Raw genomic sequence first — 14,354 nt, forward strand, 5'->3', positions numbered from 1 at the left:
GATTGGTCCTTCAAGTGGTCTGGGCGGTGCTCAGCGTATGTCCGATACAGATCGCGACGCAGCCGCCATCGCTGAGGATGCGGTCCTCGCTGCCGATCTCAGCGCGGTCCCGCCAGGCAAGGAAGGCATTCTCGCGCAGGGTCGCGGGCACCGTGCCATCCCTGCCCCGAACCTCGAGCGACAGGTCGCCGGAGATGAGGAAGAGCCACCGCTTCACGTCGCCCTCGGGCGACGGGACGTGAATCGACGCGCGGGATCCGGCGGGAATGTTGACCATCGTCACGCCCGGAAGCGTCTCCTGGGCAGGCGACAGCTCCTTGACCAGCCATCCGGACTGCTGCGGGTGCGGAAGCCAGGGCAGATCCTGCGCATTGAACAGGATCGGCACGCTGTTCACTTCTGACGGCACCTCGCCCTCGAACTCGACGTCGAAGGATTCGGTGGCAGCCTCGGGCTCGTAGACGTCAGTGCCGGGACCGCTGGTCCAGACGAGGAACTTGGTGCCAGTATCAGGCCCCATATCCCGGTTGATCCCGTGCAGTGCCTTGGGCGGGTTCTCGAGATAATGGTGCCGCGTCAGCCGGGTCGGGACCGGCCCCCCGGCGGGGTCCGGCCAGTACAATGCCGTCCAGTCCCCACCGAGCACGTAATGACGCTCGTTGACGCTCCGGTGATAATGGCGATGGCCGTTGGTCGCCATCTGCCGGATCTTCTCCGTGAACCCCGCGGGCCAGTAGCTGATCCGCACCACTCCGCCGCCGGTCTCTTCGCGCGACAGGAGGAGCTGGGTCTTCTTGCCGGGATTGCGCGGATCCTCCTCGGTGGGCATCGAGTCGGTATCGATCAGGACATAGTCGTGGGTCATAGCTTCACCTGCATTTCGACATAGACGGTGCGCGGCGCGCCGAAATATTGCGAGACGTTCAGCGACGTGCCGTTGAAATAAGCGGTGTCGGTCAGGTTCTTGCCGCCGACCGAAAGGCGATATTTGCCGCTGTCGAACTCGGCACCGATGTTCGCACCAAGGAGCGAATAGGCCTTTTGGAAAGCCGACGACACGTTCGACGGATCGGTCGTGTAGTCGCTCGTGTAGACATTGTTCACGTTCAGGAAGAGCTCGGTGCCGCTGTTGAGCGTGTAGCGATATTCCCCACCGATCGAGAACTGGAACTCCGGCGTCAGGCGTGGCCGTCGGTTGACGTTGGCGCCCGACAGCGTGTTCGCGTCGAGATAGCCGCCGCTCGCGAACAGCGAAAGCTCGCGCGTCGGCCGGGCCTCGATCTCGACCTCGACACCCTTGAACGAGAAATCGGTCGCGGTGACGTTGTACGGCACGGCGGTCGATTGGGTCTGCATGTTGTCATATTTCGTATCGAACGCCGCGACGTTCACGCGCAGGCGTCGTCCGAGCCATTCGGACTTGAGGCCGATCTCGTTGTTTTTAGCGGTCTCGGCGCCGGTGTTTCCGAAAACGACTTGCGGGACACGCGGCGAGGCATAGGTGCTGGCGAAGCTGCCTGGCCGGTAGCCGGTCGAATGCGACGCATAGATCATGATCTCCGGCGTGATCGCATAGTCGATGCCGAATTTGTACGTGCCCTTGGTCTCCGAAAACGAGGCCGTCCCGGTGAGGTAGGGCGTGCCCCCGCCGATCGGGAAGACGACGCGGTCGATCCAGCGCTTCTCCCGGCTGATCCGGCCGCCGGCCTCGACGCGAAGGCCATCGAGCACCTCATAGTTCAAATTGACGAACGCGGCATAGCTGTCCGCCTTCTGCGTGTCGGCGACATTGTGCGTGGTGTAGAGGTTGGCGTCGTGATCGATCTTCTCGTGGAAATAGACGAGCCCGGCGACCCAGCGGAGCCTGCTGTCCGTGTTCGAGGCGATCTGGAGTTCCTGGGAGAACTGGTCCTGCCGCTTAAGATCCTTCAGCAGCACGCCGGCACCGGGCAGGCGGGTCTGGTCGATCACGTCGAGCGAATCCAGCTTGCGAAAGGCAGTGATCGATTTGATGACCGCCGGGCCGGCGTCATATTCGACGCGCAGGCTGGTGCCCCAGGCACGGGCGTAACCGGCGGGAACGACATTGATGCCGGTCTTGTAGGGCGATCCGAAGCGAAAGACGCAGGCCGCAACCGCTGGGGCGCAGGTGCCGCCGCTCGGAGAGGAAATGCGGGTGGGGATGGTCGACCCGGAATCATCGTTGCTGATGTCGGCGACGAAATTCACGCGCCAGGCATCGCCCGGCGTCCACAACAGCGACAGGCGGCCGCTCTGGCGATCGATGCCGTTCCCCCGCTGTCCATCGTCCTTTCCGGTCGCGTCGACGCCGATCATATAGCCCGTCTGGCTCCGCGAAGAGAGGTCGACCTTCATCGCCAGCTGACCCGGGACAATCGGTACCGATGCGCCGAGCATCACGTCGCGCCGGTCGAAATTGCCAAGGACAGCTCTGCCCAGGAAATGGCTGTCGTTCAGGTCGGGCAGCTTGCTGACATATTTGATCGCGCCGACGGTCGAATCGCGGCCGTACAGCGTGCCCTGCGGACCGCGCAGGATCTCGACACGCTCAAGGTCGAGCAGATCGATCAGCGACCCCTGAAGCCGCGGCATATAGACGTCGTCGACATAGACGCCGACCGGATTGGCGAGGTTGAAACCAAGCGCATTGTTACCGATGCCCCGGATGAACACCGATGCGGCTCCAGCGCCGGCGCCGGTCTGGATGATCTGGACGTTCGGCGCGCGACCGGAAAGGTCGAGCGAGTCTGCAGTTGCAAGCTGCTGCAGCATGACGCCGCTGAGCGCCGTAATAGCGACCGGTGTCCGTTGCTGATTCTCGCTCACGCGGCGCGCCGTGACGGTGATGTCAGCTAGGCCGCCATCATCCTCGCCGGCCTCGGTCACCGCTGCATCGCCCGCCTGGGCCGACGACGAAGGGGCTGGAGCGCCCGACTGCGCAAAGGCAAAATGCGGCACACTCGCGAGCAACATTGCCGTGAGAAGCGAACCTGTTTTCCGTATATGCATAGCGTGTCACCTCCACTGTATCTGATTGTCCCTCATCAGACGATTATTTGCCCGTTCTCGGGTCTTCGTTTCTTCTCTGCAGATAGATCCATGGCCGCCGGAGCCGATCGGCTGCCCGGGCCTGCTCGATCGCGTCGCGCTGGGTCAGGGTCAGCTCGATCGCGTCCATGCCGCCGAGCAACATCTCCCGGGCCTCGCTATCGATCTCGAAAAGCCAAAGGTCGCCCTGCGCGATGGCGACCGTGCAGCGCTGCAGGTCTACTGTGACGGGCTGGGCTGCCGGCCAATCACCGAGCGAGGCGGCGATCCGGGCGATGGCGGCGCGGGCGAGTTCGACCGGGGCAATTCCGTTGTTCACGCAATTGCCCCGGAAGATCGGGTTGAACGATTCCGCGATCACCGCTCGGAATCCATAATCCACAAGCGCCCAGGCCGCATGCTCCCGGCTCGACCCGCAGCCGAAATTCGCACCGGAAAGCAGGATGCGGGCGCCCGTGAAGCGGGGATCGTTCAGGATGAAGTCCGGGTCGATCTCGCGCGACCCGACCCCGGCATAGCGCCACCCAGCGAAAAGCCCGTCGGCCAGGCCGGTTTTCGTGACCGACCGCATCTCGCGCGAGGGAATGATCGCATCGGTATCGACGTTGTCGCGCAGCAGCGGCGCGGCGACCGCAGTGAGGGTTGTGAAAGGCTCCATCAGACCATGCTCCGCGGGTCGGCAATGGCCCCCATGATGGCAGACGCCGCCACGGTTTCGGGCGAGGCAAGGTGAGTGCGCGTTTCCGGGCCCTGGCGGCTCTCGAAATTGCGATTGGTCGAACTGATGACGCGCTGACGGTGGCCGAAGCTCTCGCCGCCAGCGAAGAAGCACATCGAACAGCCTGATTCGCGCCACTCGAACCCTGCCTCGAGGAAGATTCTGTCCAGGCCCTCGCGCTGCGCCTGTGCCCGAACCTGCGTCGATCCGGGCACGCAGATCGCGATGATTCCCGGCGCGACGGTCCGCCCCTTCAGCACAGCCGCAGCCCGGCGCAGGTCGGAAATACGGCTGTTGGTGCAGGACCCGATGAAGGCGCCGTCAATCGACAGTCCGATCATCGGGCGATCCGGCATCAGATCCATATAGGCGAGCGCGCGATCATAGAGTTCGCGCGGATCGCGCTCCGACACCGCCGCGAACTGCGGAACGCGGCCGCTTATCGGCACCCCCTGCTGCGGGCTCACGCCCCACGTGACCATCGGCGCTACATCCGTCGCATCAAACCGGTATTCGACGTCGAACGACGCATCGTCGTCGCTGCGCAGCAGCTTCCAGGAGGCCAGCGCAGCCTCCCATTCCGCGCCGGCGGGGGCGTAGCGGCGCCCCTTCAGATACGCGAAGACCTTGTCGTCCGGTGCAATGATCGCCGAAAAGGCCCCAAACTCGGTCGCCATGTTGCACAGGGTCAGGCGCGCTTCGACGTCGAGCGCCGTGATGGCTGACCCAGCATATTCCACGATGTGCCCGGCGCCACCCGCCGCGCCGAGACGGTGCAGCAGATAGAGGGCCAGATCCTTGGCAGTGACCCCGTCCGCCAGCGCGCCATCGACGGTGACGCGCATCGTCCGGGGTCGCTTCACCCGCAAGGTGGAGGTCGCCAGCGCATGCTCGGCGGCGGTCGACCCGATGCCCCAGGCGAGCGCGCCGAGCGCGCCCTGCGAGCAGGTATGGCTATCCGGACAGACCAGGGTGACGCCGGGCAACACGATGCCGAGCTCCGGCGAAATGACATGCCCGATGCCCTGATCCAGGTCGCCAAGATCGAAGACGGTCAGGCCAGCCTGCGCTGCCGCTTCGCGCGTCGCGGTAATGAACGCCGTGCCGGTCGGAACCCGGGTGGCGTCGGAGCGCCCGGGAAGCGTATCGACGACATGATCCATCGTCACGAATGCCTGGTCGGGCGCCAAGATGGCCCGGCCCGCGGCGGCGAGGCTTTTCAGCGCGACGGCACCCGTGCGCTCGTGCAGCAACACGCGGTCGACCAGGAGGAGCGCGGTTGTCGCGTCGATCCCGGCGAGGCGGTGCATCGCCCAGATCTTTTCGAACAGGGTAAGGCCTGCCTGCGCCTGCCGGGCGGCTTCAACTCCGGTCAGTAGGCAGGCGCGATCTTCCATGTTGCCCCATCAAATCCAACCCGGCGCATGCTCCTGGCCGCACCTTATTTGGTATATGTATAGGACAATACATTTGATATAGAGATAGTACAATATAAAATCGCGAACTCGTCACACACCAACCCTTTCGGGCCTGCGCCGCGGGCAATCAGCGATTTGTTATAGGTTGCATATCAGTGCTAAGCGCCCGGCAGATGAGCAACAGGGGGAGCGGATCGGTGCCCAGACGGGTCGAGGAGCTGGTGTCCGGTGTGGACAGGTTTCAGCCAGTTCCCCTTTATCATCAGATCTTTCTCCAGCTACGCGGCGAGATCGCGAGCGGGCAGCGCGCCGTTGGATCACGACTGCCGACTGAACAACAATTGTCGCAGACCTTCGGCGTATCCCGGATCACCGCGCGCCGCGCGCTGGACGAACTGGCACAGGCGGGGCTCGTTGCGCGCAAGCAGCGGATCGGCACGATCGTCACTTCCCATCCGGCGGCTAAGCCAATCGAAGGCGACATCGACCAGGCGATGGAATCCCTGATCGCCTTTGGCCGTAACACTCAGGTCAGACTGATCGAGCTGGAGACGGTGCCGGCAGCGCCGCCCATGAGCGAGCTCCTTGATGTCGAGCCAGATGCGGATCTCGTCCGAGCGGTTCGTGTACGTTGGCAGGACGACGCGCCGCTTGGCCATTATGTCACGCATGTGCCAGCCGCGCTGGGGGTCAACCTCACCGCCGAGTCGCTGAGCAAGACACCGATGCTCGCGCTGATCCGGGAGGCCGGTATCAGGATCGGGGCAGCCGACCAGATCATTACCGCGACGCTCGCCGACGCAGCACTGGCATCATTGCTGCAGGTCGACATGGGCTCTGCGCTGCTGCGGGTCAGCCGCACCGTCTTCGATCCCGGGAAACGCCCGATCCAACATATCCAGGCGCATTTCCGACCGGATCGCTATCAGATCAGGCTCGACCTTCACGGCGTCTCGGTGTGATCCAGTCACGTCCGGGGGTGGTGTTCACCCTCGCCCATCCCTTCGCCCTTCGCTATCCGACGAGTGCGTCGGCGATCTCGCCGGTGGTGTGAAACGCCGTGTCGGGCTTTGCGGCGAGCCAACCCAGCAGCTGATCGAGCGCCCCAATCCGGTACGGCAGTCCCATCACATAGGGTGTGAGGTTGAGCGGCAGCATGCGGCCGCCGAACCGCAGGGCCTCGCCGGCCAGCACCGCGTGGGCATCCTGCATCTGCTCCGCCCAGGAGGCCGCCGAGTTCTGCTGGACCGTGATGATCTGGCGGTCCGACAGTTCCTGATTGACCGGCACGTTGACGATCGGCCCGGCCGCCGTCGCGAATCGACAGGGCAGCTCGTCATTCACCCAGTCGCACATATAGGCCATACCTTGCTCGGCGAGCAGGCGCGGCGTGTTGACCGATTGCGACCGCGCGATCGACATCCAGCCCCGCGGCCGTGTGCCGGCCACCGTTTCGAGCGCATCGAGTGAGTCGATGATGAGCGCGCGCTCCTTCTCCTCCGGCAGGCCGGAGGCGATGGTGCCGTTCATGTCGGTCGAATGCGCGACGATCTCGTGCCCACCGGCCAGAATGTCGGCAATGACCTGCGGATAGCGTTCGGCGATGGCGCCGTTGACGGCGACGGAAACCTTGGCCCTCACCTCCGCGAACGCGTCAAGCATGCGATAGAAGCCGACCCGCGTCCCATATTCGCGCGCGCTATAGTGGCGATAGTCGGGATAGGGCGTCGCCATGTGCCCGGGCGCGCGAAACGGCTTGTCGGTGGGGAGGATCGGGAACCATTCGAGGTTCACCACGATCGCGACGGCGACGTGCCTGCCCGAGGGCCAAGCGATCGGCGGCCGATCGAAGATGTTCGAATAGGCGTAGAGATCATGATCCATGCCGCGCTTGCGGAGCGGATATTCGAGATAGGCGGGGCCCAGGCTCATGCCGTCACCTGCTGCATATAATGGTCCGCGATGTCGCCGCTGCGGGTGATCCAAGCCCGGCCGTCGGCGGCGATGTGCCTGAGCACGTCCTCGAAGGGTCCGATCCGGTGCGGCTGGCCGATCAGATACGCGTGCAAGGGAATGCACATGACCGTGCCGCCCTCCGCCGCGAGCCGCTGATACTGGCGGATCAGCGTGTCGGCATAGTCGCGCGGGCTCATATTGTAGACGAAGAAACCGTAATGATCATTGACCTCGAGGCTGTACGGCATCGAGATCAGCCGGCCGGACTTCACGTGCACCTCGCCCGGTTGGTCGTCGTGATAAAGGTCGCACGTATAGCTCAAGCCATATTCGGCGATCAGGTCGAGGGTGCGCGACGTGTGCGTCAAGGCAGGGGCGAGCCAGCCCTTGATCGTCTGCCCGGTCGCGTCGCGAACGGTGCGGATCGAATCCTCGATCAGCAGGCGTTCCTGCGCCTCGTCCATCCCGTAGCTGTAGCGGGTATTGTAGATGCCGTGACTGAAGAACTCCCAGCCGCGCCGGTTGGCGTCTTCGACGATTTCCGGGAGATGCTGGCACATCGCCACCGACAGCGAGACCGAGCCGGGAAAGCCGTGCCTGGTCATCACTTCGGCCATTCGCCAATGGCCAACGCGGTTGCCATAATCGCGGTGGCTGTAACCAACCACATCGGGATGCGGCTTCGCCCAGCTCTTGCGATGCGGATTGGCCGGCGGATCGAGTTCGTAGAACTCGATATTGGGCGAGACCCACACCGCCACCTGCTTGCCGCCCGGCCATGCGAGCCCGGGCCGGCCGCGATAGGGGCGGAAATCATAAAGGCCAGGATCGGCTTCGCCTTCGCGCATCACCGGGCCTCCAGCCAGTCGATCACGGTCCGCACCGGCTCGACATCGGCATATTTCAGCTGGAGATCGGTGAGGTTCGCGAAGTGATAGCTCTCATGCTTGTCGGCACAGGTCTCGATCGGCACGATCGTTCGATAACCCCGACTAAGGCTGTCGACCGCCGCTGCCCGGACGCATCCCGACGTCGACCCGCCGGTGATCACCACCGTATCCACCTTGTGCCACACCAGCAGGCTCTGCAGCGGCGTCTCGAAAAAGGGCGACGGCATCCGCTTGGTGTAGATCGCGTCCCTGGCATGGTCGATCTCGCAGCGCTCGTCGAATGCGTGGCGGCGCGAATCATATTTGATGTTCTGCAGGCTGTCCGGGGTGTTGGTGCGCGTGCCCCAGACGCCCGCGTCGCTGGCATCCTCGGCATAAGCGACATGCGTCCAGATCACCGGCATGCCTTTCTGACGCGCCAGACGCGAGATCGTGTTCACATACTCGATCTGGCGTGGATCGGTTTCGTAGGCAGTCTTGAACTCGTCGATCCGGGTATAGGCGTTCTGGAAATCGACATTCACGATCGCGAGCTTGTCGCCGAAGCCGAACTTGGATCGTGCCGGGTTCGCCATCACCTCTTCGAAAATCTGTCGTGCAGTCTTGCCGTCCGACACCATGCGGGTGCCCAGGATTTCAGCCATCAAATATACTCCAAAGCAGGTGCCGACCTGAAGCCTAGCGGAAGTTTTGCGTCGGGCAGGAAGCCGAACATTTCTTCCTGCGGCAATGCCTGGGCGACGAGCTCACGCACGGCGAGCAGCCGATCGATGTCGATGCCGGTCCTCAGGCCCATCGCTTCCAGCATGAACACCAGGTCCTCGGTGACGATATTGCCACTTGCACCCGGGGCGAAGGGACATCCGCCGATCCCGCCGAGCGATGCGTCGAGCGTTGTGAGACCGCAATCCAGCGCCGCGAGCGCGTTCGCGAGCCCCAGCCCGCGCGTATTGTGCAGGTGGATTCCGGTCAGCGCTCCCCGGCCCACCACATTGCGCACCAGCGCGATCAGCCGCCTGACGGAGGCCGGGTCGGCATAGCCGGTGGTATCGGAGAGCCCTACCTCGTCGCAGCCCGCGTTCATCAGCGCGGCGGCAAGGCGCCCGACCTGCGCATCGGAGATCGGCCCTTCTAGCGTGCACCCGAATACGGTCGACAGGCTGCCCTCGAAATGCGGGCGCAGCCCGGGCGGCTGCGCGGCGATCATTCGGCCGATCGCGCCCGCCTCCGCGATCACTTGTTCGTGGGTGCGACGCAGATTGGCGAGACTGTGCGTCTCGGAGACCGACAGCGGCAGCGTGATCTTGTCCGCGCCCGACGCGATCGCAGCCTCCGCACCGCGAGCATTGGGCACCAGCACCGCGACGGTCAGGCCTGGTATCGTTCTGGCGTAGGCGACGATCTCCGCCGTGTCAGCAAGCTGGGGCAAGAGCCTGGCAGGAACGAAGCTGCCCACTTCGATCTCGCGCACGCCCGCGGCCGCCTCGGCCGCGATCCATGCCTTCTTCGCTTCGGTCGGCATAATCGATCCGATGCTCTGCAATCCGTCGCGAGGACCCACCTCGCTGACCAGGATGTCGATGTCCGACGTCCGGGCATCCATAGAACACTCCTTGCTCATTTGTACTAAGTCTATATCAAAAGGCCGAAGCATGTCGAGGAGCTAAAATGGACGACGAAGCGCTGCCGCTGGCGGGTATCCGCGTGGTGGAGTTCTCACACATGGTGATGGGCCCGTCAGCGGGGGTGATCCTCGCCGATCTGGGCGCTGACGTGATCAAGGTGGAGCCCGAGGGCGGTGACCAGACGCGGACGCTGCTTGGCTCAGGCGCGGGCTATTTCCCGATGTTCAACCGTAACAAGCGCAGCATCTGCCTCGACCTGAAGAGCGAATCGGGGCTTCAGGTCGCTCGCAAGCTCGCGGCGCGGGCCGACATCATCATCGAGAATTTCCGGCCGGGTACGCTCGCCAGACTTGGGCTGGGCTATGGCGCGCTCGCAGCGGACAACCCTGGCCTGATCTACTGCTCGGCCAAGGGTTTCCTCGCCGGCCCCTATGAGCATCGTACCGCGCTCGATGAGGTCACGCAGATGATGGGCGGCCTCGCCTATATGACCGGTCCACCGGGCCGGCCATTGCGAGCGGGATCCTCGGTGGTCGATATAACCGGAGGGATGTTCGGCGTGATCGGCATCCTTGCCGCACTTGAACGGCGTCACCGCACGGGCAGGGGCGGCGAAGTGAAATGCGCGCTCTACGAGACGACGGCGTTCCTGGTCGGCCAGCACATGGCGCAGAAGGCGGTAACGGGTGAAGCGGCGCAACCCATGCCTGTCCGCATGTCCGCCTGGGCCATCTATGATGTGTTCGAAACCGCGCGGGACGGTGAGCAACTGTTCGTGGGGGTCGTCAGCGACGGCCAGTGGAAGTCGTTTTGCGATGCCTTTGACCTCACTGACCTGGGCGACAACCCTGACTATGCGCTCAACAATCAAAGGGTGCTGGCGCGGGACATCATTGTTCCACAGGTACGCGCATTATTTGCGTCGATGCTGCGGGAGGAGCTGGTTTCGAAGCTCGATCTGTTAGGTCTGCCGTTTGCACCGATCGTTCGCCCCGACGAATTGTTTGACGATCCGCACCTCACGGCATCGGGCGGATTGATGGACGTGACAATCCCCGGCGGTGAAGGAACGCGTCTCCCGGGGCTGCCGATCGAGTTCGACGGACAACGCCTGGGCTTGCGTCACGATATTCCACTCGCCAATCAGGATGCAGAAGCGATCCTGCGCGAAATCGATCGATGTAATTAATACCGACAGAACTCAAAAAAGCGCCCAATGCCTGCTTCTCGGAGATTGCACGCCGCCCCGCAACCAGTCGCTCCCCAGCTTTACATGGCGGCGAGGGATGTACGCGGATCCATGGCAGATCGACTGACGACGTTTCGGCTATCATACATGATTGACCGCCCCCGCATCGATCGTCCATGTCAACGAGCCCCCGCCGACGCGGCGAAAAGTCATCCGCCCCTCTTTCCAAAGGGTGACTTTCGCCTGACGACAAGTCAAATCTGTGACTCTTCAATGACGCACGGTTGCCCCCAGAACGGGACGACATGATGGGACAGGCGCTTTACTATGTTGTCAGTGACGATGGTCGCTGGAAGGTTCGGCACAGCGGTGCGGATTATCCTTATCTTACGCGCCCAATGGCCCTCTCCGCTGCGATCGACGCAGCGCATAGCTCGGGGTCCCGGGGACACGAGGCGGAGGTGTTGGTCCAGGATGAGGGTGGGGCATGGCATACCGAATGGGCTTATGGCCGCGACCCCTACCCTCCAGAGGATTGAAGGCACGCCCTAATAGTCGAAGATCCGTCGGCCATACGCTCCGCGACCTGGCCCGCCCAGAGCGTCCAGCTCGAGGACATCGTAATAGGGTGCGGCTTCGAGCACGGCCTTGTCGAGCGATACGACATATCCGCTGCGACCGGGATCATAATCGAGCATCGACCAGGGCAGGGGATGGAATTTCTCGCCGATGCCGGGAAAACTGCCAAACGACATGATCGCGTAGATCACCTCGCCCCTGACGCGTTCGATCGGGAGATCGTCGATATCGCAGATCCGATTGCCGGCCGCATCTAACACCGGGATACGGCGAGGATGAGGCTGTCGAACACCTGCTCGGATGATTCCCGATTCATGATCGATACTCCTGTCGGCCGGCACGAGGCATAAAAGGACTGCCCGCCGAGGCAAGGTGCTAAGCGTAAAACGCCGGGCGCGGCCAACGCGTCCCCCAACCTGCGCGCTGCGCCTCCCATCTCAGGCCTGCCCTGCTTTCTCATACAAGCGCCAATTTGGCGTGGATGGCCCTCACCATATCAGAGGGCGCTTCCTCCACGCGGCGGTGTTCCTGGGCCGCGCAACGGAAATGGTAACGGGCGAAATCGGTGTTCTGATCGCTCACCGCACCCTCTCCTTTCGTGCCGCAGTATCCCCTTGTTCCACTGTCGAAACATTACGAATGAAGGCAATGATAGCCAATCTGGATTATTCTCGCGCGCGTAGCGCGCCCTGCTCACCTCTTTGCGGGAATGGCGCCAACTAAATGCGTTGGAGAGCGCACACCGGCGAAAATGGAGGAAAAGCTTCCTGGGAAATGCCTCATCGACGATCCGGGTGGTGCGGACCGCGTGGGAAGATCAACTACGGCAGATCAAGCTTGCCGGAAATGCGGACTATACCCGTCGGGAGAGCTGGCGACTGATCCCCGGCATGTGGTGAGGACCAAATTGAAGCCGTCGACCTGATCTCCCCTCGCGCACGGGAGTTGGCGCTGACCTCTGTCAATGGCCCCACCGGAGGGGGTCCGGCGGGGCGTTACGATGCGCAAGACAAGGGAGGGGAATGTCTTGCGCCTGTTAACCTTATGCCAAGAAAGGTTAACAAGTTGTCAACACAAGCTCGCAGGAGGGACGACGCGCTTGTCGCTGAGGTTCATTCAAGCCGCGGTCGAGCGCGAATCTTCGGGAATGGGACATATCGGCGCGTCCGGATCACCATGGCGTGTCGCGAAAAGAGCGAGAGCGGCCCCACTATTTTTGGGTCAGTATCATCTCCGCCAGCAGGTTCGTGTCGGGATCGAGTACCAGCTCAGCGGGCGCTTGGGCGAGCGGAATGGCGAAGTCCTGCTGCTTCTTGTCCATCAACAGCTTCTGCACTCGAAAGGCACCGCGCGGCCGGTCCGCCGTCCCGATTTCGATCGGCAGGCGATAGGCCTCGCCCGGTTGCGACTGGATCACCGACAGGCGCACGACCTTGGTAGTGTCGTCATAGGTCCAGCTCGCATCGATCTTCGGGGAATCGATCCGCGTCAGCCACTGGTCGAAGAACCAGCCGAGATCCTGGCCGGACGCCTGCTCCATCGCGCGGCGCAGGTCGGGCGTGGTGGCGTGGCCACCGTGATAGCCGGCATAATAGGTCTTGATCGCCTTGAAGAAGATAGGCGAGGTCACCTGCTGGCGCAGCATGTGCAGCACCCAACCGCCCTTCACATATTGCACGCGGGTCAGGTCGGGCCCGGCCGAGTCGTCGACCGGTGTGATGACCGGATCGCGCTCCTTGCGCTCCGCGGCAAAGGCGCCGGTGCGCTCGTTCTTCAGCGATGCGACGAATGCGTCGCGCCCGTCATAATGTTCGGCATAGAGATCGGCGAAATAGGTCGCGAAGGCCTCGCTCAGCCAGACATCGCCCCAACCAGCCTCGGTGATCGAATCGCCGAACCATTGATGGGCGATCTCGTGCGCCAGCAGGCCGGTGCGGCCCAGCGCCGGGGCGTCGGCCGCGCCGCGTCGCGGGGTTGGCTGCGCGCCGTCGCGCACGCCGCCGCCGCCGTAGAAGATCAGGCTGGCATGCTCGGTGCTCGACCGGTCGAACGGCGCCACCACCTGGCCGAGCTTCTCGTAAGGAAAGGGGCCGACGACATCGCCGAAGAAATCGATCGTCCGCCGCGCCACGGTGAAGCCGTTCTCGACATCGACCTTCTGACCGATCGGCGCCCAGATCTGCAGCGGAATGCCGCGCGCCGTGCCGCCATAATAGGTCTGGAAACGCGCGATCGCGACGGCGTTGAGCCAAGGGGTGATCGGCACGCCCTGCTTCCAGTGCGTCACCTTGCGCCCGTCGCCCAGCGCGACCTCGCTCTGGAGCAGGCCGTTGGCGGCGACCGAATATTGCTCGGGCGCGGTCACCACGAACTCGGTCGTCACCTTGGACGAGACATGGTCAAGTGCCGGCGCCCATTCGCGCATCTTGGTCGGCCAGTTCCAGGTGAAGAAGCCGCGCTGCCCTGCATCGGTGGTGCCGAAGCGCAGGCCATCCTGCGGCGCGCCCGAATATTTGATGCGATAGTCGCGCGCCTCGCCCGCTTTCGGCGCACGGTCGAGCAGCAGGGTCAGCCGCGCGCCCTGATGGGTGAAGCGCACCGGTGCGCCATTGTCGGTGATTGCGGCGACGGTCATGCCGGTGCCGTCGGGCCGGGCGGCGGCGAAATCGAGGAAAAAACGGTCGACGCCGTCGGCAACGAACCGCACCGAGACGACCGTCTCGCCCTGGATCTTGTGCGTGCCGTCCGCCACCTCGAAATTATAGACATAATGCTCGACCGAAATGCCGGGCTGGCGCTGATAGGTCTCCGCCGCCACCGGTCCGACGCCAAGCGCGGTGCAGAGCAGCACCGCGGCGAGTTTCAACGATCGATTCACTGTCATTCCCCTCTTTTGTACCTGCCCGCCCG

The 14,354-nt window shown here is 63.5% G+C and carries 14 protein-coding genes; 3 read left to right on the forward strand and 11 right to left on the reverse strand.

Annotated features, from left to right (window positions below; genetic code table 11):
• Nucleotides 1-10 precede the first annotated feature (10 nt).
• From WC729_RS25835 to WC729_RS25850, 4 genes are all read right to left on the reverse strand, one after another.
• Nucleotides 11-865 (reverse strand): hypothetical protein, encoded by an 855-nt coding sequence (locus WC729_RS25835; protein WP_372857338.1) that lies wholly within the window; start codon nucleotides 863-865, stop codon nucleotides 11-13.
• The gene (locus tag WC729_RS25840) at nucleotides 862-2,994 is read right to left on the reverse strand and encodes a TonB-dependent receptor (protein WP_372857339.1); all 2,133 of its coding nucleotides are present in this window, start codon (nucleotides 2,992-2,994) and stop codon (nucleotides 862-864) included. The genes WC729_RS25835 and WC729_RS25840 overlap by 4 nt, the downstream gene beginning before the upstream one ends.
• 79 nt (nucleotides 2,995-3,073) lie before the next feature.
• On the reverse strand, nucleotides 3,074-3,727 hold the full coding sequence (gene leuD, locus WC729_RS25845) for a 3-isopropylmalate dehydratase small subunit (RefSeq protein WP_372857340.1): 654 nt from the start codon (nucleotides 3,725-3,727) through the stop codon (nucleotides 3,074-3,076).
• Nucleotides 3,727-5,184: a 3-isopropylmalate dehydratase large subunit gene (locus tag WC729_RS25850; RefSeq protein ID WP_372857341.1), complete on the reverse strand. Its 1,458-nt coding sequence runs from the start codon at nucleotides 5,182-5,184 to the stop codon at nucleotides 3,727-3,729. Before WC729_RS25850 ends, leuD begins: the two co-directional genes overlap by 1 nt.
• A 218-nt stretch (nucleotides 5,185-5,402) precedes the next feature.
• Between WC729_RS25850 and WC729_RS25855 the strand changes: the two genes are divergently transcribed.
• On the forward strand, nucleotides 5,403-6,167 hold the full coding sequence (locus WC729_RS25855; protein WP_372857342.1) for a GntR family transcriptional regulator: 765 nt from the start codon (nucleotides 5,403-5,405) through the stop codon (nucleotides 6,165-6,167).
• A gap of 52 nt (nucleotides 6,168-6,219) precedes the next feature.
• Here WC729_RS25855 and WC729_RS25860 read toward each other — a convergent pair whose 3' ends face one another.
• Genes WC729_RS25860 through WC729_RS25875 form a run of 4 tightly spaced genes read right to left on the reverse strand, consistent with a single transcriptional unit; the run spans nucleotide 6,220 to nucleotide 9,654 of the window.
• Nucleotides 6,220-7,137 (reverse strand): polysaccharide deacetylase family protein, encoded by a 918-nt coding sequence (locus tag WC729_RS25860; protein ID WP_372857343.1) that lies wholly within the window; start codon nucleotides 7,135-7,137, stop codon nucleotides 6,220-6,222.
• Nucleotides 7,134-8,009, reverse strand: coding sequence for a polysaccharide deacetylase family protein (locus WC729_RS25865; RefSeq protein ID WP_372857344.1), 876 nt, complete (start codon nucleotides 8,007-8,009; stop codon nucleotides 7,134-7,136). Before WC729_RS25865 ends, WC729_RS25860 begins: the two co-directional genes overlap by 4 nt.
• Complete coding sequence (locus WC729_RS25870) at nucleotides 8,009-8,695, reverse strand: isochorismatase family protein (protein WP_372857345.1); 687 nt, start codon at nucleotides 8,693-8,695, stop codon at nucleotides 8,009-8,011. Before WC729_RS25870 ends, WC729_RS25865 begins: the two co-directional genes overlap by 1 nt.
• Nucleotides 8,695-9,654: a hydroxymethylglutaryl-CoA lyase gene (locus WC729_RS25875; protein WP_372857346.1), complete on the reverse strand. Its 960-nt coding sequence runs from the start codon at nucleotides 9,652-9,654 to the stop codon at nucleotides 8,695-8,697. The genes WC729_RS25870 and WC729_RS25875 overlap by 1 nt, the downstream gene beginning before the upstream one ends.
• Before the next feature lie 65 nt (nucleotides 9,655-9,719).
• Between WC729_RS25875 and WC729_RS25880 the strand changes: the two genes are divergently transcribed.
• Nucleotides 9,720-10,865 (forward strand): CaiB/BaiF CoA transferase family protein, encoded by a 1,146-nt coding sequence (locus WC729_RS25880; RefSeq protein WP_372857347.1) that lies wholly within the window; start codon nucleotides 9,720-9,722, stop codon nucleotides 10,863-10,865.
• 308 nt (nucleotides 10,866-11,173) lie between these two features.
• Nucleotides 11,174-11,404, forward strand: a complete 231-nt coding sequence (locus WC729_RS25885) for a DUF2188 domain-containing protein (protein WP_372857348.1) — start codon at nucleotides 11,174-11,176, stop codon at nucleotides 11,402-11,404.
• Between the two features lie 9 nt (nucleotides 11,405-11,413).
• Here the strand turns inward: WC729_RS25885 and WC729_RS25890 are convergent, their stop codons facing one another.
• The 3 genes from WC729_RS25890 to WC729_RS25900 all read right to left on the reverse strand — a co-directional run bounded on the left by WC729_RS25890 (nucleotide 11,414) and on the right by WC729_RS25900 (nucleotide 14,322).
• Nucleotides 11,414-11,704 carry a PRC-barrel domain containing protein gene (locus WC729_RS25890; protein WP_372857349.1) on the reverse strand — a complete coding sequence of 97 codons (291 nt, stop codon included), beginning with the start codon at nucleotides 11,702-11,704 and terminating at the stop codon, nucleotides 11,414-11,416.
• 196 nt (nucleotides 11,705-11,900) lie between these two features.
• The gene (locus tag WC729_RS25895; protein ID WP_372857350.1) at nucleotides 11,901-12,026 is read right to left on the reverse strand and encodes a hypothetical protein; all 126 of its coding nucleotides are present in this window, start codon (nucleotides 12,024-12,026) and stop codon (nucleotides 11,901-11,903) included.
• A 628-nt stretch (nucleotides 12,027-12,654) separates the two neighbouring features.
• Nucleotides 12,655-14,322, reverse strand: coding sequence for a M1 family metallopeptidase (locus WC729_RS25900; RefSeq protein ID WP_372857351.1), 1,668 nt, complete (start codon nucleotides 14,320-14,322; stop codon nucleotides 12,655-12,657).
• Between the last annotated feature and the right edge of the window lie 32 nt (nucleotides 14,323-14,354).

The sequence above is a fragment of the Sphingomonas sp. genome (assembly GCF_041661825.1).
Lineage (GTDB): Bacteria > Pseudomonadota > Alphaproteobacteria > Sphingomonadales > Sphingomonadaceae > Sphingomonas.

Coding starts and splice junctions, on each gene's coding strand:
- WC729_RS25835 (WP_372857338.1), bottom strand. CDS start 865: ATGACCCACGACTATGTCCTGATCGATACCGACTCGATGCCCACCGAG.
- WC729_RS25840 (WP_372857339.1), bottom strand. CDS start 2,994: ATGTTGCTCGCGAGTGTGCCGCATTTTGCCTTTGCGCAGTCGGGCGCT.
- leuD (WP_372857340.1), bottom strand. CDS start 3,727: ATGGAGCCTTTCACAACCCTCACTGCGGTCGCCGCGCCGCTGCTGCGC.
- WC729_RS25850 (WP_372857341.1), bottom strand. CDS start 5,184: ATGGAAGATCGCGCCTGCCTACTGACCGGAGTTGAAGCCGCCCGGCAG.
- WC729_RS25860 (WP_372857343.1), bottom strand. CDS start 7,137: ATGAGCCTGGGCCCCGCCTATCTCGAATATCCGCTCCGCAAGCGCGGC.
- WC729_RS25865 (WP_372857344.1), bottom strand. CDS start 8,009: ATGCGCGAAGGCGAAGCCGATCCTGGCCTTTATGATTTCCGCCCCTAT.
- WC729_RS25870 (WP_372857345.1), bottom strand. CDS start 8,695: ATGGCTGAAATCCTGGGCACCCGCATGGTGTCGGACGGCAAGACTGCA.
- WC729_RS25875 (WP_372857346.1), bottom strand. CDS start 9,654: ATGGATGCCCGGACGTCGGACATCGACATCCTGGTCAGCGAGGTGGGT.
- WC729_RS25880 (WP_372857347.1), top strand. CDS start 9,720: ATGGACGACGAAGCGCTGCCGCTGGCGGGTATCCGCGTGGTGGAGTTC.
- WC729_RS25885 (WP_372857348.1), top strand. CDS start 11,174: ATGGGACAGGCGCTTTACTATGTTGTCAGTGACGATGGTCGCTGGAAG.